Origin of the sequence: Bacteroides clarus YIT 12056 (genome assembly GCF_900129655.1) — a bacterium.
Lineage (GTDB): Bacteria > Bacteroidota > Bacteroidia > Bacteroidales > Bacteroidaceae > Bacteroides > Bacteroides clarus.
Genome location: NZ_FQWK01000002.1, coordinates 524,865 through 544,426, shown reverse-complemented (window position 1 = coordinate 544,426; position 19,562 = coordinate 524,865). Strand labels below are relative to the sequence as shown.

Genomic DNA, 19,562 nt, shown 5'->3' with positions numbered 1-19,562 from the left:
TAAATAGAAACGGTCGCATGGAAATATCCATAGCGACCGTTTTTATTTATTATGTTTTTAAAGCGGAATCAGGTTACTCCACCGGTTTGGTTTGTGTATATCCCTCTTTCTTCAGTAATTCCAGCACTTTTTGTTTAAAGTCTCCTTGTACAATGACTTCTCCGTCTTTGGCGCTTCCGCCCACGCCGCATTTACTTTTAAGGAACTTGCCCAATTCTTTCAAATCATCTTCCGTACCGACAAATCCGGTAATGAGAGTTACGACTTTACCACCTCGGTTCTTGCGGTCCAATTGTACGCGCAGACGCTGTTGGGAAGGTTGGAGAGTGGCTTGCTCTTCTTCATCGTCCATTTCGTAATTGAAGTCGGGGTTGGTGGAGTACACCACGTTCAGTCTGTCTTTCCAGTCGTTGTCTTTTGGATTCTTAGCCATATATATCTATTTTAATTGTCTGTGAAAAGGAGTTCAAAAATACGGTTTTATAGGGAAGTTTGCAATCATAGGTAGAAATAATGTTAACCTTTTGTCATAGATATGTTATAGATTAGAAAAAAAGCACTACTTTTGTCAGTCATAATATTGAGAACTTAAAGGGAAGACTATGAACAATCAGTTACAAAAGAAAGACTCCATGAAGGTGCCGGAACCTACCTTGCGCCGGCTTCCGTGGTACCTTTCCAATGTAAAGTTGCTTAGAAAGAAAGGTGAACGCTTTGTTTCCTCTACTCAAATCTCCAAAGAAATCAATATTGATGCTTCCCAGATAGCAAAGGATTTGTCGTATGTCAATATCTCCGGCCGTACTCGTGTGGGGTATGAGATAGATACGTTGATTGCTGTATTGGAAGATTTTCTGGGATTTACCAATATACATAAAGCTTTTCTTTTCGGCGTAGGAAGCCTGGGAGGCGCGTTGTTGCGCGACTCCGGTTTGAATCATTTCGGGTTGGAGATTGTAGCGGCGTTCGATGTAAACCCGGATTTGGTGGGTACGACCTTGAATGGCATTCCTATTTATCACTCCAATGACTTTGAGAAGAAAATGCGCGAATATGATGTCAATATCGGTGTGTTGACAGTACCTATCGAGATTGCGCAGACCATTACGGATACTATGGTGGCCGGCGGCATTAAGGCCGTATGGAACTTTACTCCGTTCCGTATCCGCGTGCCGGAAGATATAGTAGTTCAGAACACCTCGTTGTATGCACATCTGGCTGTTATGTTTAACCGTTTGAACTTTAATGAAATAAAGTAATGAAGATTATTGCGGTAGGGATGAACTATGCACGGCATAATGAGGAGCTGGGGCATACTCAAATAAATCAGGAACCTGTTATCTTCATGAAACCCGATTCGGCCATCTTGAAAGACGGTAAGCCGTTTTTTGTTCCCGACTTTTCCAATGAGGTGCATTATGAGACGGAAGTTGTAGTGCGTATTTGCAGGCTGGGCAAGAATATCGCTCCGCGCTTTGCTCATCGTTACTATGATGCGGTGACGGTAGGTATTGATTTTACTGCCCGTGACTTGCAGAGGAAATTCCGTGAGGCCGGTAATCCGTGGGAGTTGTGTAAAGGGTTTGATAACTCGGCGGCTATCGGTACGTTCATTTCTCCGGAACAAGCCGGCGGTGACTTACAGAAGCTGGATTTTCATCTTGATATAGACGGTAAGGAAGTGCAGCGCGGTAATACGGCAGATATGCTTTTCAAGATAGATGATATAATAGCCTACGTCAGTCGCTTCATGACTTTGAAGATTGGCGACTTATTGTTTACGGGTACGCCGGCCGGTGTAGGACCTGTCGGTATCGGGCAGCATTTGCAAGGTTATCTGGGAGAAGAAAAACTGCTCGATTTCTATATTCGCTGATTTCGGTTGCTTATTGTATCAAAACAAAAGAATCAAAAAGATATGAAGATACGTGTTGGCTTTGGCTTTGATGTTCACCAATTGGTGGCAGGCAGAGAACTTTGGTTGGGTGGCGTGCGTTTGGAACATGAGAAAGGTCTGTTGGGACATTCGGATGCCGACGTATTGATACACGCCATTTGTGATGCATTGCTGGGGGCGGCGAATATGCGTGATATAGGTTATCACTTTCCAGATACGGCAGGTGAGTTCAAAAACATAGATAGCAAGATTCTGTTGAAGAAAACGGTAGAGCTGATAGGTGACAAAGGTTATTCTGTCGGTAATATCGATGCGACAATTTGTGCCGAACGTCCTAAACTGAAAGCGAATATACCTGCCATGCAGCAAACTCTTTCCGCTGTAATGGGGATTGATGAAGATGATATTTCCATAAAGGCCACTACCACGGAAAAACTGGGCTTTACCGGACGGGAGGAAGGTATATCCGCTTATGCAACCGTGTTGATAATGAAAGAATAGTCTGATTTAATCAGGGAGCGGTTACCGCCTTTCCGTTAACCGTCACGTTATCCAATGTCAGATTTACCACATTTTCCATTTGGATGGCTTTCGGGGCTTTCTTTACGGTTATATTTCTCAAGGTGATGTCGTACAGCTTGGCTTCGGGCAGTCCGTTAGCCATGAGAGCCACGCTGTCCACACGGTTGCAGGTTACATCTTCAATGCAGATGTTACGGAACAATGTAGGATGATTGCCGCCCCGGTATCCGTGATAGTTTGTACGGAAATTGATGACACCCCATAGACAGACATCCGCTTCAATGCGGCGCATATTCAGATTCTCAAAATAACCCCCTCTGTCTAAGTTGGACTTGAAGTATATGCCATTGCGGCAACTGTCTATCTTGCAGTCTTCGATATAGATATTTCGTACTCCGCCGGACATCTCGCTTCCGATAGTGATAGCCCAACGTGCGAAGTGGCAGTTGCGGATGATGACATTTTCCGTAGCCTGTCCGATGCGCCAGCCGTCCTGGTCGCGTCCGGATTTGATGGCGATGCCGTCGTCGCCTACATTGAAGTCCATTCCCTCTATCAGTACGTTGGTACTGGATTCCGGGTCGCAGCCGTCATTGTTGTAGTTATTACTGTCGATATATACGTTTCGTACGGTTACGTTGTCACAGAATACGGGGTGGATAATCCAGAAAGGAGAATCGTATATCTTCAAGTCTTCCACCAATACGTTTTTGCAACCGTAAAATTGTATCATACAAGGACGTAGATAATGTCCTTCGCCGAATACGCGTTCGTAGACCGGAACGGAATCGATGCCCATTTGGCGCAGACGGTCTACGGCAGGGCCTTGTATGGCATGCCAGTCGTTGAAGGTCACCGAACCGTTTCCGTCGATAGTACCTTTGCCGGTTACTGCGACATTTGTGCACTGGTATGCGTAGATAAAGGGAGAGTAGTTGAAGCATTCCGTTCCTTCCCATTTAGTCAGTACCATAGGAAGGTAGTCGGCGGCTTCGGTAGAGAATTCCAGACGTGCACCCTCGGCGATGTGCAGGTTGATGTTACTTTTCAGCGTAATGGCTCCTTTGATGAAATAGTTTCCCGCGGGAATCAGTACGGTACCGCCTCCATCGGTGTTACATTGATTGATGGCTTTCAGGATGGCGGGACGGCTGTCGAAAGCTGTATCGTCTTTTGCTCCGTATTCGGTCACATCATAAATCGTATCGGCAAATGCAGGCGGTACGATATTTTTTAGTATTCCGGGTACTTTTGCCCATTCTCCGGTTTCTTTCCGGGGGGATGTGGCAGTGCATGCTACTATCGTCAATAAGAGAAGTAAGCACCAGAGTGCAGATTGTTTTTTCATGGTATTACAGTATCTAAATATGTACAAGGCAAAAATACGGGTTTCTTTCCGGGGAAAGGTGGATGAATTGATGTTTGAAATGGAATTTTTGACTGGATTTGTGCTATTGCCGGATTTTTACATAATTAAGTCGTGTCCATTTGTTTTTTCCAATGGTATAGGTGTTGGCAATATGTGCCGAGGCTATATGGACTGTTTCGTCTATCCGGTAAGCATGCTCCATGGCCGGCAGTTGGCATGAATGCCTGCTTGCCGTACGAGAGCTGATGCGGAAAGTTACAAGATTTCCGGAGGCGTCTTTCAGTTTCAGTATTTGTCGGACATAGAAGTAAGGGGTCGTACCTTTGACCTGCGTCTTATAGGGATCGTCTTCCAGACGGACACTGAAAATGGTTAGAACCAGATTCTCTACTTTTTCTCCCTCTTTGCCGAGATAGCGTCCGATAGACGGTTGTTGGGCTTTTCGTTGCAGGATGTCGATATATACGGAATGATATATCCGGGCGATTTGAGCGAAACGTTCTTGCTTGGGTATTCGGGGGGTGAACTTAAAAGCTATCCAAGTGAGATAGCCGGGATCCACTTGCAGAATCTCGTGCAGGTAATGTCCGTGGTATTTACCGAAAGAGATAATGTCGTCGCCTCTGTTCTGCATTCGTTTGGCGTTATATTCCACTAAAAACAGAGGGCGTGAAGAGTAATAACATAAAGTACTGGATATACGTAAGGTTTCGTGTACGTCTTCGTCCAGGTCGAATATGTAAAATATGGATTGCCTTTCGGGTAAGGGGGAGTAAATCCAAAGTGAATAGCGGGGATGGTCCGCTCTCGGCAGTACCACAAGATAAGCGCCAACTTCTTTGAAGGAGGTCTTTTGCCGGTTGTATGCATTGAGCTTTTGATACAACAAGTCTTGTTCTGTGGCGGTGATGCCTGGAATAAGCGGATTTGCCATACATCAATTTGCTTATTCCAAATATACGGAATTTTATTTAGAATCGTATCATCAGTTCCAGTACGATTTTGTCTTGTTCAGATTCTTTTGCAATACTGTTGCGGGCATAGAAATACTTTTCGTAATTCAGACGCAGGTCTGTGCGGAACGCTTTACTGAGACTGAAAGTGATACCGCCTGTCAGTCGCTGGCGTTTGTAGTCGGTGGTGATTAATGAACCGGTTTCCTCGTCGGTTGTTTTGGCGTCACTTTGGTCTGTCATCATGTCGTAGCGTAGCAGGAAAGACATTTTATTGAATACTTTCCGCAGGGGAAGGTCGTAATTGATAAATGTGTTTACGGCCTGTACATCTCCGAAGGCGTTGTCGGAGTATTGCTTGTATAGATATTCACCTTCGATATGGAAGCGGTGGAACTCATAGTAAGCGCCGACATCGTATGATTGTACGCGTATCTCTTCCGGCTGTATGCTTTGTACGCTCAGTGTCAGGTTCAGCCCTTTGGTGAAAAGGAATTGGGCTTTGGCGGAATAATTTATTTCTTTATGCCATTCCTTTTGATTGGTCAGTCCCGAACCGTTGTACAGTCCGCCTTCTATCGTGATGGGTAGTTCGGTAGGCAGGGTATATCCCAGTGTGACACCCACATCACGCACGTTACCTACTTGTTTGGCGATGAATGAACGGTTGGCAAAATATTGTTGGTGTGGTGAGCGGTGTGCGTCGATGGTAAAGGGCACACGCATCTGTCCGGCGGTTACTGTCAGCCCTTTTGCCGGAAACAGGCGTGCATAGGCATCGAGCATTTTGATGCTTCCTTCGTCCGACAGGTCGATTTCGGCTTTATAGGCCACAATCGGCAAGACATTACCGGTGACACTGACACGTGCGTTTCGCACTTCAAAGCGTCCGGCGCCCATAGTGGTCTGGTATTCGTATTTGGAGCGGATGGTTCCATGAATTTCGGGCAGATAGTCTTTTGTTTCCAGTTTTTCCTTGTTTATCTTCTTTCCGTCCTCGTTGTTGTAGGCACTTTGGGCTTTCGCCGTAAAGGGCAGCAGGATGATGAGCAGCATCAATGCGCTTTTTTTCATAATTTGTTGTTGTCGATTTGTTTACGGCGGCAAAGATACGGTCATATATGTTGTGTTTTTATGTCATATACGTTTCGTTTTTGTTACAAAATCAGAGAGAAAACTATATGTATCTATGTGAAGTCTTGCTAAAAAGGCGGGGCTTTTCTCTGTCTTCTACTCGAAAACCCGTATTTTTGCAGGCTAAAACGATGAATATCCGAGAAATGAACAAGATAGAAAAGCGAGTGCTGGTTGGTATGAGCGGTGGTATTGACAGTACCGCTACATGTTTGATGCTGCAAGAACAGGGCTACGAGATAATCGGCCTTACGATGTGGGTGTGGGGAGACGAACCGTTAGAGGCCCGTCAACTGGCTCGGAGTATGGGCATTGAACATCATGTGGCTGACGAACGTGAGGCCTTTCGCAATGTGATTGTTCGGAATTTTATAGATGAATACCGACAGGGGCGGACACCCAATCCTTGTGTGATGTGCAACCCTCTGTTTAAGTTCCGTATTTTTACGGAGTGGGCGGATAAATTGAATTGCCGGTATATTGCTACGGGGCACTATACCCGTTTGGAAGAACTGAATGGGAAAATATACATAGTCGCCGGGGACGATGAGAAGAAAGATCAGTCTTATTTTCTTTGGAAACTGGGGCAGGATGTTTTGAGACGCTGCCTTTTTCCATTAGGAGCATATACAAAATTGCAAGTGCGTGATTACCTACGGGATAAAGGTTATACGCTGAAGGCCGAAGAAGGGGAAAGCATGGAAGTCTGTTTCATAAAGGGAGATTATCGGGATTTTCTGCGCGAACATTCTCCGGAGATAGACGATGAAGTAGGACCGGGCTGGTTTGTCAATTCGGAAGGGGTGAAGTTGGGAGAGCATAAGGGCTTTCCTTACTATACCATCGGACAACGGAAAGGACTTGAAATCGCATTGGGAAAACCTGCTTATGTGTTGAAAATCAATCCGCAGAAGAATACCGTAATGCTGGGAGATGCAGAGCAACTCAAAGCGGAATATATGCTTGCGGAACAGGATAATCTGATTGATGAGGGAGAGGTTCTCGGAAGCAGTGGACTGACGGTTCGCATCCGCTATCGCAGTAAGCCGGTTCCTTGTTCGGTAAAACGCCTGGAAGACGGACGGTTACTGGTACATTTTGAGGCGGAAGCATCTGCCATTGCACCGGGACAATCTGCTGTATTCTACATCGGAAAACGGGTGGCAGGCGGTTCGTTTATCGCTTCGCAACGGGGTATCGGTATGTATATTTAGAGAATTAAGAATGGAAATTTGAAAATAAAAAGAGATTGATGAGGAAGAGATTAATTATTCTTTCAGTTTTAGCGTTGTTTGTGGCAGGTGCATCGGCACAGCAAGATACGTTGAAATATCGTATTAGTTTAAGAGACAAGGCAGCTACCGTTTATTCATTGGAACGTCCGGAACAGTTTCTTTCGGAGAAAGCCATTGCAAGACGCCAAAAACAGAATCTGGCGATTGACTCCACCGATCTGCCGGTTTGCCGTAAGTATATCGATGAGATACGCAGACAAGGAGTGAATATCGTGGTTGCGGGAAAATGGGAAAACTTTGTTACGGTTTCCTGCAATGATTCTACTTTGATTGACCGTATTGCCGCATTGCCGTTTGTACGTACTGCGGAAAAGGTATGGACTGCTCCGAAAATGAATGAAGGGACGAGGGTCGCAACACGTGATTCTGTAATTAATGAGCCGAAGATATACACTGACAGTATTTACGGACCTGCTATCACCCAAATTCAGTTGAGCAATGGAGATAAATTGCATGATGCCGGATTTAAGGGGCAGGGAATGACGATTGCTGTCATTGATGCCGGATTTCATAATTTGGATAAGATAACGGCAATGCGGAATATCCGTGTCTTAGGTGTTAAAGATTTTGTCAATCCTCAGGCGGATTTATTTGCTGAGAGCAGTCATGGACTGAGTGTGCTTTCTTGTATCGGAATGAACCGGCCGGGTATTATGACGGGTACCGCACCTGAGGCTTCTTTTTGGCTGCTTCGCAGTGAGGATGAATATTCCGAGCATTTGGTAGAGCAGGACTATTGGGCTGCCGCCGTAGAATTTGCCGATAGTGTGGGTGTGGACGTGCTTAATACCTCTTTGGGATATTATGCTTTCGATGATAAATCGAAAAATTATAAATACCGTGATTTGGATGGACGCCATGCTTTGATGTCTCGTCAGGCCTCACATATAGCTGATAAGGGTATGGTGTTGGTGTGCAGTGCCGGTAATTCGGGAATGGGGGCTTGGAAAAAGATAACTCCTCCGGGAGATGCTGAGAATGTATTGACGGTAGGCGCTATAAACAAACAAGCGGTACTGGCTCCGTTCTCTTCTATCGGCAATACGGCCGATAACCGGATTAAACCGGATGTTGTAGCTGTGGGTGAAGGAGCGGATGTGATTCGTACGGACGGGAATCAAGGCAAAGCAAACGGGACTTCTTTTTCTTCGCCCATCATGTGTGGAATGGTGGCTTGTTTATGGCAGGCATGTCCCCGGCTGACCGCGAAGGAACTGATTGAATTGGTTCGTACTTCCGGTGACCGTGCCGACTATCCGGATAATATCTATGGTTATGGTGTGCCGGATATGTGGAAAGCTTATAATAGTTATAAGCAAAAGAAGTAAAAAAACAGAAACCTTCAAACCTATACTTTATATTTAAAAACGTGGATGCATTATCACTATACGACTTGAATGCTCTGGTACGCCGAAGCTTGGAACAATGTCTGCCTGATACCTATTGGATACAGGCGGAATTAAGTGATGTACGTACCAACAGCACCGGACATTGTTATCTGGAGTTCGTACAGAAGGATGCCCGTAGTAATAGTTTGATAGCCAAGGCAAGGGGGACAATCTGGTCGAATGTATTTCGTCTGTTGAAACCTTATTTTGAGGAAGCCACAGGACAGGCATTTGTTTCGGGTATCAAAGTGTTGGTGCAAGTTACCGTCAGCTTCCATGAGCTGTATGGATACAGTCTTACGGTACAGGATATAGACCCCACCTATACTTTGGGTGATATGGCTCGTCGCCGTAAGGAAATTCTGAAACAATTGGAAGAAGAAGGGGTACTCACTTTAAATAAAGAATTGAAAATACCTCGCTTGCCGCAGCGTATCGCGGTTATTTCTTCCCCAACCGCTGCCGGATACGGTGACTTTTGCCACCAGTTACAAAATAATCCGGGAGGTTTTTACTTCCATACGGAGCTTTTTCCGGCATTGATGCAAGGTGAGCGTGTTGAAGAATCTGTTTTGGCTGCTTTGGACAAGATAAACTCCCGCTTGGATAATTTCGATGTAGTGGTCATTATTCGTGGAGGTGGAGCAACCTCCGACCTTTCCGGGTTTGATACTTATTTGCTCGCGGCGGCCTGTGCGCAGTTTCCTTTACCTATTATTACAGGTATCGGGCATGAGCGTGACGATACGGTGATTGATTCTGTAGCCCACACCCGTGTCAAGACTCCTACTGCTGCTGCGGAATTCCTGATAGACTGTATGAATGACGCTGCCGATGAGTTGGATTTGTTGGCTGCCCGTTTATACGATGGTGCCCGGAATTTGCTGATGCAAGAACATCAGAGGTTAGTATCCTGTAAGAATCGTATTCCTTCCGCTGCTTATAGTTGTATCTCGGATGTGAAATTAACTTTACTTACCGTTCGAAAAGATATTGTACAAGCTGTAACGTCTTCTTTGTTTCGTCAACATCATCGGTTGGAACTACTTCAACAGCGGTTGATGGATGCTTCCCCGGAAAAACAATTGGCCCGTGGTTACAGTATTACATTAAAAAACGGTAAAGCTGTAAAGAACACTTCTCTCCTAAACGAGGGTGATGAAATCATCACTCGATTGTATCACGGAGAAGTGATTTCAGTAGTAACGAATAAATCGTCAAAAAATAAATAATCCTATGCCTACACCCAAGAAAAAAGAGACGTATTCCCAAGCAATGGAACGGCTGGAGAAAATTGTCAGTCAGATAGACAACAATGAGTTGGAAATAGATGCACTTGCCGAAAAGATAAAAGAAGCGAATGAAATCATTGCATTTTGTAGTGATAAATTAACCAAGGCAGATTGTGAGGTCAAAAAACTTTTATCGGATAAACAGCAAGATTAAACAACCTGGAACGGCTTTTTGTTAGCTCGATTTTTAATGTATTAATATTATATAACTCTTTTAGAGGCTGAAAGAGAAGATTCTGCTTTTTCTTTATTATTATAATAATTAATTTCGCTGGCGAATTTGTTTAAGATAAATAATAAATTGTAAAAGGTGGAGGACTTTGCTGACTTTGATTTCTTTTTTAAAGAATATTATGTCCCTCTTTATTCCTATGCACATTCTCTCATTAACAATTGGGAAGTAAGCCGTGATATAGCGAGCGATGCTTTTGAATATATATGGAAGAATTTTGATAGGATAGAGAAGGCCACGGCTAAGTCGTATCTCTTTATATATGTACGCAATCGTTCTATCGACTATCTGAGACACCAAGACATACATTACGCTTATGCTGAATTCTCTCAGAAATTGTATGAAAATTATACTGAAGTGGAATTTAAGGAACAAGACGAACGTATGGTGAAGATTCAGAAAGTATTGGATGGAATGACACCGCATACGAGACACATCCTGGAAGAGTGCTATCTACATGAGAAGAAGTATAAAGAAGTAGCCGCAGAATTGAATATAAGCATAAGTGCGGTTAGAAAACATATTGTTAAAGCCTTGAAAGCAATTCGGGAAGAATTTGCTAAATAAACCTAAAAAATAGGCTAAACGGTTCAAAATAAGTTTTATAAACGCAATTATAATAGAGTATTAACTAATTAGCGGATTTATGAGTAATCAAGATAGTACATCTGAATTTGAGAAAGCATTGGATTTAATGGAGAGCTCATCCGATATTTCTGATAAGAAATGGGAAGATTTGGAAGATGCGGAGACATTAGATGCCTGTAAGGATTTGATGGGTGTCAGATATCTTTTACATAAGCACCAAGCTTCCGGTATGGTCGACGTTGAGGCTGAGCTAGCCCGTTTGAAAGGCAGACGCAATAGGAAAAAATATCTTAAGATGTTTTGGATATGGAGCGGTTCGGTGGCAGCTATCTTGGTAGGAGCTTTTTTTTCATTGAATTATCTATTTAATGTACCGGTTACTTCGCCTAAATCAGTCACGGTGTTTGCTGCAGATCCGAATGAGCAACGTATTGTTCTGGAATTAAATGACGGTAAGCAGTTCTTTTTGGACGATGAGCCTAAAAAAGAAAACAAACAGGTGGAAAAACGGCGAACTCTTGATTATACCAATCTGGCAAAGACTTCCGTTCCGGTAGTAAAAAAAATGTTGCAGACTCATTCTATTGTAATTCCCAGAGGCGAGACATTCAAATTGATTCTTTGTGATGGTACGGAGGTTTGGCTGAATGCCAATAGTAAATTGGTTTATCCTACCGCTTTTATAGAAAAGGAACGTACGGTTTTTCTTGAAGGAGAAGCGTACTTTAAAGTTACAAAAGACGCAAAGCCTTTTATCGTAAAGACAGATTATTTGCAGACTAAGGTTCTAGGAACAGAATTTAATGTGAAAAGTTATACGGCTGAAGACAGTCATGTAACACTGATTAGCGGTAAAGTACAGGTTCGCAGTCATGAAAATGCACGTTTTGTGGATTTGGAACCGGGTAAAGACGCCATGCTTCTTTCCGATGGATTGTTTGAGGTGAAAGAAGTAAACAGTGAAGCCTATACTTATTGGAAAGACGGATATTTCTATTTTGACGAACTGCCGTTGGCAGATATCATGAAGTCTATCGGACGTTGGTATAATGTGAACGTTACATTTAGAAATAAAGAAGCCATGGCATATCGCATACATTTTATGTCCAATCGCCAAAGCGGCATCGAAGAAACTATTCGTTTAATGAATCGTTTAAAAAAGGTAACGTTAACACTTTGTGAGAATACAGTCTATGTTGACTAAATGAATGCATATTTTGTGTAAATTCTTCCATATTGTAGATGCTTTTTAGAGAAAAAGTTTCATGAATCGAAAAAAATAAGGAAAAGAGGTGTCTTGTTATTCAAGTCGTACGCACTATTAATAAATGAAGCTTCGCTAATATTATTAAAAATAAACGTATGATGAGAAGAAAGAGGTACTTATTATTTCCGCTTTTCTTTTTCCTATTTTGGCTTCCGTTCTGTGCGGAAGCTCAAGTGAGTGAGAAGAAACTTACGGTAGAGTTTAAAAATGAAGAGCTATCTTCCGTATTTAAACAGTTAAGCAAAATTTCGGGTTATAAAATCCTTTTTACGTATGATGATGTGAAGCCATATACGTATAGCGGTGTCATCAAGGATAAAAATATCCGGGAGGCTTTGGATATTGTCCTGTCGGGTAAGAAACTTGAGTACAATATCGATAAGGAATTTATTACCATTACAACGAAAGGCCCGTCCAAACAGGCTAAAGTATATACGGTAAACGGTGTTGTGTTGTCGGCTGATGATGGTGAACCGCTTATCGGAGCTACCGTTATGGTGAAAGGTACTTCTACCGGTGTGCTGACGGATATGGACGGTAAATTTACATTACCTAATGTGTCCAGTCGTTCCAAGTTGGAATTTTCCTATGTAGGTATGCTGCCGCAGTCGCTTTCTCCCTCACCGACAATGAAAGTGTCTCTGCAATCGGATGTACAGACACTGTCGGAGGTTGTTGTGACGGGTATGCAGCGTATGGATAAACGTATGTTTACCGGCGCTACCGACCAGTTAAAGGCAGAAAATATAAAAATGGATGGTATGGCGGATATCAGCCGCGGTCTGGAAGGACGTTCGGCCGGTGTCTCCGTACAAAACGTATCCGGAACTTTCGGTACGGCGCCCAAAATTCGCGTACGTGGCGCAACTTCCATTTATGGTAGTTCCAAGCCTTTGTGGGTTGTTGATGGAGTTATCATGGAAGATGCTATCGAGGTGGGAGCAGACGATCTTTCTTCCGGTGATGCCGAAACATTGATCAGTTCCGCTATCGCAGGTTTAAATCCGGATGATATCGAAAGTTTTCAAATCCTGAAAGACGGTTCGGCGACGTCTATTTATGGTGCACGTGCTATGGCGGGTGTAATTGTCGTGACTACTAAAAAAGGTTCGGCCGGAGTACATAAAATCAGTTATACAGGCGAGTTTACTACCCGTATGATTCCCAGTTATAAAGAGTTCAATATTATGAATTCTCAGGAACAAATGGGTATTTATAAGGAACTGGAGCAGAAAGGCTGGTTGAATAATAGCGATACTTACCGTGCCAAGAACAGCGGTGTATATGGTAAAATGTACCAGCTGATAAATCAGTATAATGAGACTACCGGACAATTTGGTCTTGCGAACACGACAGCAGCGCGTAACTCTTATTTGCGTCAGGCGGAGATGAGAAATACGGATTGGTTTGACGCTTTATTTTCTAATAACATTATTCAGAATCATTCGGTCAGTATTACTTCCGGTTCGGAAAAAGCATCTTATTATGCTTCATTGAGTGCCATGTCCGATCCGGGTTGGTACAAGCAGAGTGAAGTCAGACGCTACACCGCTAATCTGAATACTACTTACAATATGTATAAGAATCTGTCTGTGAACATGATTGCCAATGCTTCTTATCGTAAACAGAAAGCACCGGGCACATTGAGTTCGGAGATTAACGCGGCGAGCGGTGAGGTCAGTCGTCAGTTTGATATCAATCCATATTCTTACGCGTTGAATACCTCGCGTGCGTTGGACCCTTCGGTTGACTATACAACAAACTATGCTCCATTCAATATATTGCATGAATTGGATAATAACTACATTGATTTAAACGTTGTTGATGTAAAGTTCCAGGGTGAAATGCGTTGGAAAGTAATTCCGGGATTGGAAATCAGCGCTTTGGGTTCGGTAAAATATCAGGCTTCCTCGCAGGAGCATAATATCAAGGATGATTCCAATCAGGCAACGGCCTATCGTACCGGTATGGATGATGCGACGATACGTGATGCGAATAATCTGCTTTATACCAATCCGGATAATCCGTATGCATTGCCTATCACTGTTTTGCCGGAAGGCGGTATCTATCAACGGAAAGATTATCGTATGCTTGGAATTGACTTTCGTGGTACTTTGTCATGGAACCACATGTTTAAAGAAAAGCACATGACTAACTTGTTTGCCGGTCTTGAAGTGAATAATCTGGAGCGTTCGCAGAATTATTTTCAGGGTTGGGGTATGCAATATACTATGGGAGAGATACCTTATTACGTATATGAGTACTTCAAGAAAGGTATTGAAGCAGGAGAACCTTACTATGGTTTAAGCCATTCAACTACCCGTAGCGTGGCCGGATTTACTAATTTGGCTTATTCTTATGACGGTCGTTATACATTAAACGGAACTTTCCGTTATGAAGGAACAAACCGTATGGGACGGAGCCGTTCTGCCCGTTGGTTGCCTACTTGGAATATTTCAGGTGCGTGGAATGTGCATGAAGAGGATTTCTTTGATAAAGCTTTTGCGCCTGCCTTGTCACACTTGACGTTGAAAGCGTCTTATTCATTGACAGCCGACCGTGGTCCGGAGTATGTAACCAATTCACAGGCAATTATCATGAGTTATTCTCCTTATCGTCCTTTTACGGACGGACAGGAAACCGGACTTTATGTTTCTGACCCGGAGAACAGTGAACTGACTTATGAGAAAAAGCACGAGTTGAACATCGGCGCGGATATGGGTTTCTTAAACAACCGCATCAATTTTGCAGTGGACTGGTACAAGCGTAATAACTACGATTTGATAGGTATCATCGCTACGCAAGGTGTAGGCGGTACTATCTATAAATATGCCAATATCGCTTCCATGAAGTCGCATGGTGTTGAGTTCACGCTTTCTACCAAAAATGTAAAGTCGCAGTCGTTCTCATGGAATACGGACTTCATCTTCTCTTACGCGAAAAATGAAGTAACCGATTTGAAGTCACGTGCCAGCATGATGGAACTTGTATCAGGAAACGGTTTTGCCATGCAAGGATATCCTGTACGCGGCTTATTCTCCATTCCATTTGAAGGATTGGATAAGAACGGTATTCCTCAATATTTGATTAATGGAGAAGTTACCAGTACGAATATTGACTTCCAGACACGCGAAAATTTGGATTATTTGAAGTACGAAGGTCCTACCGATCCGACTATAACGGGTAGTTTAGGTAATATCTTTACCTATAAAGGGTTTAAGCTGAATGTCTTTATGACATATTCATTCGGTAATGTAGTCCGCATGAATCCTTGTTTCAGCTACCAGTATTCGGATTTGTCTTCTATGCCTCGTGAGTTTAAGAACCGCTGGACAGTACCGGGTGATGAGGCTCGTACAAATATTCCGGCTATCATCTCCAAACGGCAGTATTATGAAAACCAGAATTTGGTGTATGCTTACAATGCTTACAATTATTCAACAGAGCGTATCGCCAAAGGTGATTTCATTCGTATGAAGGAGATTTCTCTTGCCTATGAATTCCCAAAAGCCTGGATAGAACCGGCCAAGATATCCAACCTGTCACTGAAGTTGCAGGCTACCAACCTCTTCCTCATTTATGCGGATAAGAAGTTGAACGGACAGGACCCGGAATTCTTTAATACCGGTGGTGTTGCCGCTCCGGTACCTCGCCAATTTACATTGACGCTTAGAGTAGGTTTTTAATTCATAATAAAAACAGAAAAGATGAAACATAAACATTTATATATAACAGCATTCTTTGCAACAGCTCTATTTGCTTCCTGCTCCGATTATCTGGATGAATTGCCGGATAATCGGACAGAACTGACTACCGAGGAAAGCGTAACCAGAATACTGGTTTCTGCCTATCCTACAACTACAAGTTGCGAAATTGGTGAGTTGCATAGTGATAATATCGATGAAAACAGTAATTTATACACCTACCTTTTCCGCCTGAACGAACACATGTATCATTGGCGGCAAACCACTGAAGAGGATCAGGATTCACCGCATGCTTTGTGGATTGACTGCTATAATTCTATAGCATCGGCGAACCAGGCGTTAAAGGCTATTGAGCGTATGGATAATCCGGAAAGTCTGCAACCGCAAAAAGGGGAAGCGTTGCTTTGCCGCGCATACAATCATTTTCTGCTCGCGACGATTTTCTGTAAGGCATATACCTCTACTCATGCAGAACAGGATTTAGGTATTCCGTATATGGATGAGTTAGAAACTACGGTAAATCCGAGTTACGATAGAGGCACACTTGCCACAACCTATCAACGGATTGCCGCAGATATTGAAGAAGGATTGCCACTGATAGACGATAATATTTACAGCAAGGCGAAATACCATTTCAACAAGAAGGCGGCGTACGCTTTTGCAGCTCGTTTTTATCTTTATTATATGCAATCGGACTTTTCTAATTGCCGGAAAGTGATAGAATATGCCGACCGTGTATTAGGTAGTAATGCGGCTGAAAGCTTGCGTGATTGGAAAGCGCTTGGAATGCTTTCTTCCAATCGTTCAGTACAGCCTAATGAGTATGTAAATGCTGATAATCAAGCTAATTTATTGTTGATTTCCGCTGATTCATATTGGCCGCTGGTTGCTGATCCGGGATATGCTCCATGCGAAAAATATTGCAGTAATGATATTACGGCTGCCGAGACCTGTAAGTCTACCGGACCATGGGGCTCACAAACTAATTACTGGCAAGAACCTTTTGCACCGGGTGGCTCTATTAAGAATGGTTTCCGCCGATTGGCTTTGTATCAGGAATATTCAACGTCGGGTGATAGTTATACGGGGCATATGGTATTGCCGGCATTTACAACTGACGAAACTTTACTTTGCCGGGCGGAAGCATACACTTTACTGAAACAGTATGACAAAGCGGCTGCAGATATTGATGCATGGCAGAAAGCTTTTACAAAAAATACGACCACCCTTACAAAAGAATCGATTAATAGCTTCTATGCGGCATTAAGTTATTATACCCCGGAGAATACGGCTAATCCTTCTGTCAAGAAAGAACTCCATCCGGCTTTTACGTTGGAACAAGGAATGCAAGAGAATTTAATTCATTGTATTCTGCATGCGCGCCGTATTCTGACATTGGAGGAAGGATTGCGTTGGCAGGATATAAAACGTTATGGCATTGTTATTTATCGTCGTTATTTTGAAGGAAGTACATTGGTACGTATCACTGATACAATGGGAGTAGACGATCCTCGTCGGGCTGTTCAATTGCCTTCCAATGTCATAACGGCAGGAATGGAACCTAATCCAAGAAATGATTAAAAACAAAAAGAGAGATATGAAAAGATATATTGTATATAGTTTATTGGTACTGACTGTATCCCTGCTGTTTGCTTCCTGTAATCAAGATACGGATATTGATTATAATAATAGCATCTTTACGGAAGAAAACGAACCGGAAGAAAGTGCTTTTGACAAATGGGTGATAAGTAATTACACGAATCCGTATAACATTTTGCTGAAGTATCGCATGGAGGATAAAGAGAGCGATATGACTCACGTATTGGTTCCGGCTACTTATGAAAAATCAGTGGTGTTAGCCAAGATTGTTAAACATGTTTGGTTGGAGGCCTATGATGAAACCACCGGTAATCCGAACTTTCTACGGCATTATGTCCCTAAAATCTTACATTTTATTGGTTCTCCGGCTTATGAAGATAATGGAACAATGGTAGTTGGTACGGCAGAAGGCGGTATGAAGATTACCTTATATAATGTAAACGATATCGATCCGGAAAATATCGATGTTAATATGCTGAATGAATACTATTTCCAAACTATGCATCATGAGTTTGCGCATATTTTGCATCAAACCAAGAACTTCGATCCTTCCTTTGAACGAATTACGGAGAATAGCTATGTTGGCTCCGACTGGTATATCAAGACAGACCCGGTAACAGGGGTTAGCACTTCACGTAGTGATTCGGATGCTTGGAAAGAAGGGTTTGTTACAGCTTACGCGATGAGCGAACCTCGCGAAGATTTTGTAGAAAATATTGCAATGTATGTAGTCAATACGGAGGCATATTGGAATAATATGCTTGCTAATGCAGGTGATACGGGAAGGGCGCTGATTGAACGTAAGTTCGACATTGTCTACGATTATATGCTGCAGACTTGGGGTATTGATTTGGATCGTTTACGTCAGGTTGTGCTTCGCCGTCAGGGTGAAATTGCTAATGGTGAACTTGATTTAAGTGTAATCAAATAAAAAGAATGAGATATGAAGAATAAGATTACTAAATATATATTGTTAGCTTTTACCTGCTTGGGCTTGCAAGCATGCCTTTTCCAAGAAGACGATATCTTTGAGAAGTCTTCTGCCAACCGGGCTTCTGAAAATGTAGCCGAATTGCAAGAGCTGCTGGTAAATGTTCCTAATGGTTGGAAAATGGAGTATTATCCGGGTACGGACTATTCTATGGGTGGAATTACTTTACTATGCCGTTTTGATGGCAATAATGTAACGGTAATGTCCGAAATCGGTTCTGCCAAAACAGCATCAGGGAAGGAGGCCTCTTCACTTTATAAAATCACCTCTGAAGAAAGTACAGTCTTGACTTTCGATAGTTTCAATGAATTCGTTCATTGTTTCTCGGAGCCGGTAATGGGCATGAATACTAATTTGGAAGGTGATTATGAATTTGTCTATATGGGGCAAGAAGACAATAAAGTCTTTTTGCAAGGCCGTCGATATCATAATACTATGGTAATGACCCCGCTTACTCAAGGAATCAGTTGGAAAGATTATATTAATCAGTTGAATCTGATAGAGAGAGAGGCATTCTTAAAAACTTATTCCCTTATGGTTGGGGGGCAGAAAATAGGAAATGCGGTTCGTACATCCCATCTTTTTTCTTTAACCGTCGATGGGCAGACCGGTAATGTTGCTCCTTTCATCTATACTCCGGAAGGAATTCGTTTTAAAGATGCGATAAGTCTTCAAGGGAAAAATGCGCAGAACTTTGTATGGAACAAAGCGGATATGACATTTACTTGTTCGGACGAAGGAGCTACAGATGTTGTTTTGAAGGCATCTTATCCTCAGAATTATACATCTTATGAAGACTATTTGGGTTTCTATTATATGTTTTATAAAGAATATGACCAATATAACGAAGCAGAAGATAAAGTTGATTTTAAGCCGGGATATACGGTTGTTGAGCTGCGGCAAAAAGTGGAAGGCGAGAGCTTTATGCTGGTAAGCAGTAAGTTGGAAGCAGAAGCGGCCGATATTGTTGTAACTTATGACAAGGCTACAGGCCGACTGATAATAAAACCTCAGGATGTAACGGTTATGGGTTATCCGGGGGCTTTGGTCATAGGGTTTGAACAAGGTTTTCTACCTGCTCATTACGGACTTGATCTTGGAAATTTAGCGCCTCTTACAGAAATGGAGATGGGGTTGGTAGGTATTCCTGAAGGCTCTGGGGATGACTTGACACTTTCTTTTGTGGAGTATGGTAATGTATTCTCTTCAATGACTGGTGAAACTGCTACTTCTTTGATATTCACAGCTTACGACAATGAGAATTTCTCTACCAATAGTTATTTGGGCTTAATTGAATGGTACGATTCGATACAATTGCAAAAGTATTAATG

17 protein-coding genes are annotated in these 19,562 nt (G+C 42.8%); 13 read left to right on the top strand and 4 right to left on the bottom strand.

From position 1 onward, the window contains the following. Positions 1-73 precede the first annotated feature (73 nt). Entirely contained in the window at positions 74-433 is a 360-nt protein-coding gene (locus BUB52_RS04420; RefSeq protein ID WP_009122791.1) for a translation initiation factor, read from the bottom strand. Positions 434-602: 169 nt separating this feature from the next. On the opposite strand from BUB52_RS04420, the gene BUB52_RS04415 reads away from it, so the two are divergent. From BUB52_RS04415 to ispF, 3 genes are read left to right on the top strand one after another with little or no spacing between them, the layout of a single operon-like run. Further along, the gene (locus BUB52_RS04415; protein ID WP_009122790.1) at positions 603-1,259 is read left to right on the top strand and encodes a redox-sensing transcriptional repressor Rex; all 657 of its coding nucleotides are present in this window, start codon (positions 603-605) and stop codon (positions 1,257-1,259) included. Further along, the gene (locus tag BUB52_RS04410) at positions 1,259-1,876 is read left to right on the top strand and encodes a fumarylacetoacetate hydrolase family protein (RefSeq protein ID WP_009122789.1); all 618 of its coding nucleotides are present in this window, start codon (positions 1,259-1,261) and stop codon (positions 1,874-1,876) included. Before BUB52_RS04415 ends, BUB52_RS04410 begins: the two co-directional genes overlap by 1 nt. A 42-nt stretch (positions 1,877-1,918) precedes the next feature. Then, positions 1,919-2,398: a 2-C-methyl-D-erythritol 2,4-cyclodiphosphate synthase gene (ispF, locus tag BUB52_RS04405; RefSeq protein ID WP_039950980.1), complete on the top strand. Its 480-nt coding sequence runs from the start codon at positions 1,919-1,921 to the stop codon at positions 2,396-2,398. Between the two features lie 10 nt (positions 2,399-2,408). Here the strand turns inward: ispF and BUB52_RS04400 are convergent, their stop codons facing one another. The 3 genes from BUB52_RS04400 to BUB52_RS04390 all read right to left on the bottom strand — a co-directional run bounded on the left by BUB52_RS04400 (position 2,409) and on the right by BUB52_RS04390 (position 5,815). Beyond that, a complete protein-coding gene (locus BUB52_RS04400) occupies positions 2,409-3,767 on the bottom strand; it encodes a glycoside hydrolase family 28 protein (protein WP_009122787.1) in 1,359 nt (452 codons plus the stop codon). Positions 3,768-3,870: 103 nt separating this feature from the next. Next, entirely contained in the window at positions 3,871-4,722 is an 852-nt protein-coding gene (locus tag BUB52_RS04395) for an exodeoxyribonuclease X C-terminal domain-containing protein (RefSeq protein ID WP_009122786.1), read from the bottom strand. A 37-nt stretch (positions 4,723-4,759) separates the two neighbouring features. Beyond that, entirely contained in the window at positions 4,760-5,815 is a 1,056-nt protein-coding gene (locus BUB52_RS04390; protein ID WP_009122785.1) for a porin, read from the bottom strand. A 191-nt stretch (positions 5,816-6,006) separates the two neighbouring features. Here BUB52_RS04390 and mnmA point away from each other — a divergent pair, with 191 nt between their 5' ends. The 10 genes from mnmA (at position 6,007) to BUB52_RS04340 (ending at position 19,560) form a co-directional block, all read left to right on the top strand. Next, positions 6,007-7,089, top strand: a complete 1,083-nt coding sequence (mnmA, locus tag BUB52_RS04385; RefSeq protein ID WP_174263181.1) for a tRNA 2-thiouridine(34) synthase MnmA — start codon at positions 6,007-6,009, stop codon at positions 7,087-7,089. A gap of 38 nt (positions 7,090-7,127) precedes the next feature. Next, positions 7,128-8,498, top strand: coding sequence for a S8 family peptidase (locus tag BUB52_RS04380; protein ID WP_009122783.1), 1,371 nt, complete (start codon positions 7,128-7,130; stop codon positions 8,496-8,498). Positions 8,499-8,539: 41 nt separating this feature from the next. Further along, entirely contained in the window at positions 8,540-9,790 is a 1,251-nt protein-coding gene (gene xseA, locus BUB52_RS04375; protein ID WP_009122782.1) for an exodeoxyribonuclease VII large subunit, read from the top strand. A 4-nt stretch (positions 9,791-9,794) separates the two neighbouring features. Further along, entirely contained in the window at positions 9,795-10,004 is a 210-nt protein-coding gene (gene xseB, locus BUB52_RS04370) for an exodeoxyribonuclease VII small subunit (RefSeq protein WP_009122781.1), read from the top strand. A gap of 156 nt (positions 10,005-10,160) precedes the next feature. Further along, positions 10,161-10,649, top strand: coding sequence for an RNA polymerase sigma-70 factor (locus tag BUB52_RS04365; protein ID WP_009122780.1), 489 nt, complete (start codon positions 10,161-10,163; stop codon positions 10,647-10,649). Between the two features lie 79 nt (positions 10,650-10,728). Further along, a complete protein-coding gene (locus tag BUB52_RS04360) occupies positions 10,729-11,874 on the top strand; it encodes a FecR family protein (RefSeq protein WP_009122779.1) in 1,146 nt (381 codons plus the stop codon). 161 nt (positions 11,875-12,035) lie between these two features. Then, positions 12,036-15,623, top strand: coding sequence for a SusC/RagA family TonB-linked outer membrane protein (locus BUB52_RS04355; protein ID WP_039950977.1), 3,588 nt, complete (start codon positions 12,036-12,038; stop codon positions 15,621-15,623). 21 nt (positions 15,624-15,644) lie between these two features. After that, positions 15,645-17,222: a RagB/SusD family nutrient uptake outer membrane protein gene (locus tag BUB52_RS04350; RefSeq protein WP_009122777.1), complete on the top strand. Its 1,578-nt coding sequence runs from the start codon at positions 15,645-15,647 to the stop codon at positions 17,220-17,222. Positions 17,223-17,238: 16 nt separating this feature from the next. Then, positions 17,239-18,171 carry a zinc-binding metallopeptidase gene (locus BUB52_RS04345; RefSeq protein WP_022219265.1) on the top strand — a complete coding sequence of 311 codons (933 nt, stop codon included), beginning with the start codon at positions 17,239-17,241 and terminating at the stop codon, positions 18,169-18,171. A 12-nt stretch (positions 18,172-18,183) separates the two neighbouring features. After that, positions 18,184-19,560: a DUF4302 domain-containing protein gene (locus BUB52_RS04340; RefSeq protein ID WP_009122775.1), complete on the top strand. Its 1,377-nt coding sequence runs from the start codon at positions 18,184-18,186 to the stop codon at positions 19,558-19,560. The last annotated feature ends 2 nt before the right edge of the window (positions 19,561-19,562 follow it).

What these genes read in the sequence shown, in the direction of transcription:
- BUB52_RS04420 (WP_009122791.1), bottom strand. Translation starts at nt 433, where the DNA reads ATGGCTAAGAATCCAAAAGACAACGACTGGAAAGACAGACTGAACGTG.
- BUB52_RS04415 (WP_009122790.1), top strand. Translation starts at nt 603, where the DNA reads ATGAACAATCAGTTACAAAAGAAAGACTCCATGAAGGTGCCGGAACCT.
- BUB52_RS04410 (WP_009122789.1), top strand. Translation starts at nt 1,259, where the DNA reads ATGAAGATTATTGCGGTAGGGATGAACTATGCACGGCATAATGAGGAG.
- ispF (WP_039950980.1), top strand. Translation starts at nt 1,919, where the DNA reads ATGAAGATACGTGTTGGCTTTGGCTTTGATGTTCACCAATTGGTGGCA.
- BUB52_RS04400 (WP_009122787.1), bottom strand. Translation starts at nt 3,767, where the DNA reads ATGAAAAAACAATCTGCACTCTGGTGCTTACTTCTCTTATTGACGATA.
- BUB52_RS04395 (WP_009122786.1), bottom strand. Translation starts at nt 4,722, where the DNA reads ATGGCAAATCCGCTTATTCCAGGCATCACCGCCACAGAACAAGACTTG.
- BUB52_RS04390 (WP_009122785.1), bottom strand. Translation starts at nt 5,815, where the DNA reads ATGAAAAAAAGCGCATTGATGCTGCTCATCATCCTGCTGCCCTTTACG.
- mnmA (WP_174263181.1), top strand. Translation starts at nt 6,007, where the DNA reads ATGAATATCCGAGAAATGAACAAGATAGAAAAGCGAGTGCTGGTTGGT.
- BUB52_RS04380 (WP_009122783.1), top strand. Translation starts at nt 7,128, where the DNA reads ATGAGGAAGAGATTAATTATTCTTTCAGTTTTAGCGTTGTTTGTGGCA.
- xseB (WP_009122781.1), top strand. Translation starts at nt 9,795, where the DNA reads ATGCCTACACCCAAGAAAAAAGAGACGTATTCCCAAGCAATGGAACGG.
- BUB52_RS04360 (WP_009122779.1), top strand. Translation starts at nt 10,729, where the DNA reads ATGAGTAATCAAGATAGTACATCTGAATTTGAGAAAGCATTGGATTTA.
- BUB52_RS04355 (WP_039950977.1), top strand. Translation starts at nt 12,036, where the DNA reads ATGAGAAGAAAGAGGTACTTATTATTTCCGCTTTTCTTTTTCCTATTT.
- BUB52_RS04350 (WP_009122777.1), top strand. Translation starts at nt 15,645, where the DNA reads ATGAAACATAAACATTTATATATAACAGCATTCTTTGCAACAGCTCTA.
- BUB52_RS04345 (WP_022219265.1), top strand. Translation starts at nt 17,239, where the DNA reads ATGAAAAGATATATTGTATATAGTTTATTGGTACTGACTGTATCCCTG.
- BUB52_RS04340 (WP_009122775.1), top strand. Translation starts at nt 18,184, where the DNA reads ATGAAGAATAAGATTACTAAATATATATTGTTAGCTTTTACCTGCTTG.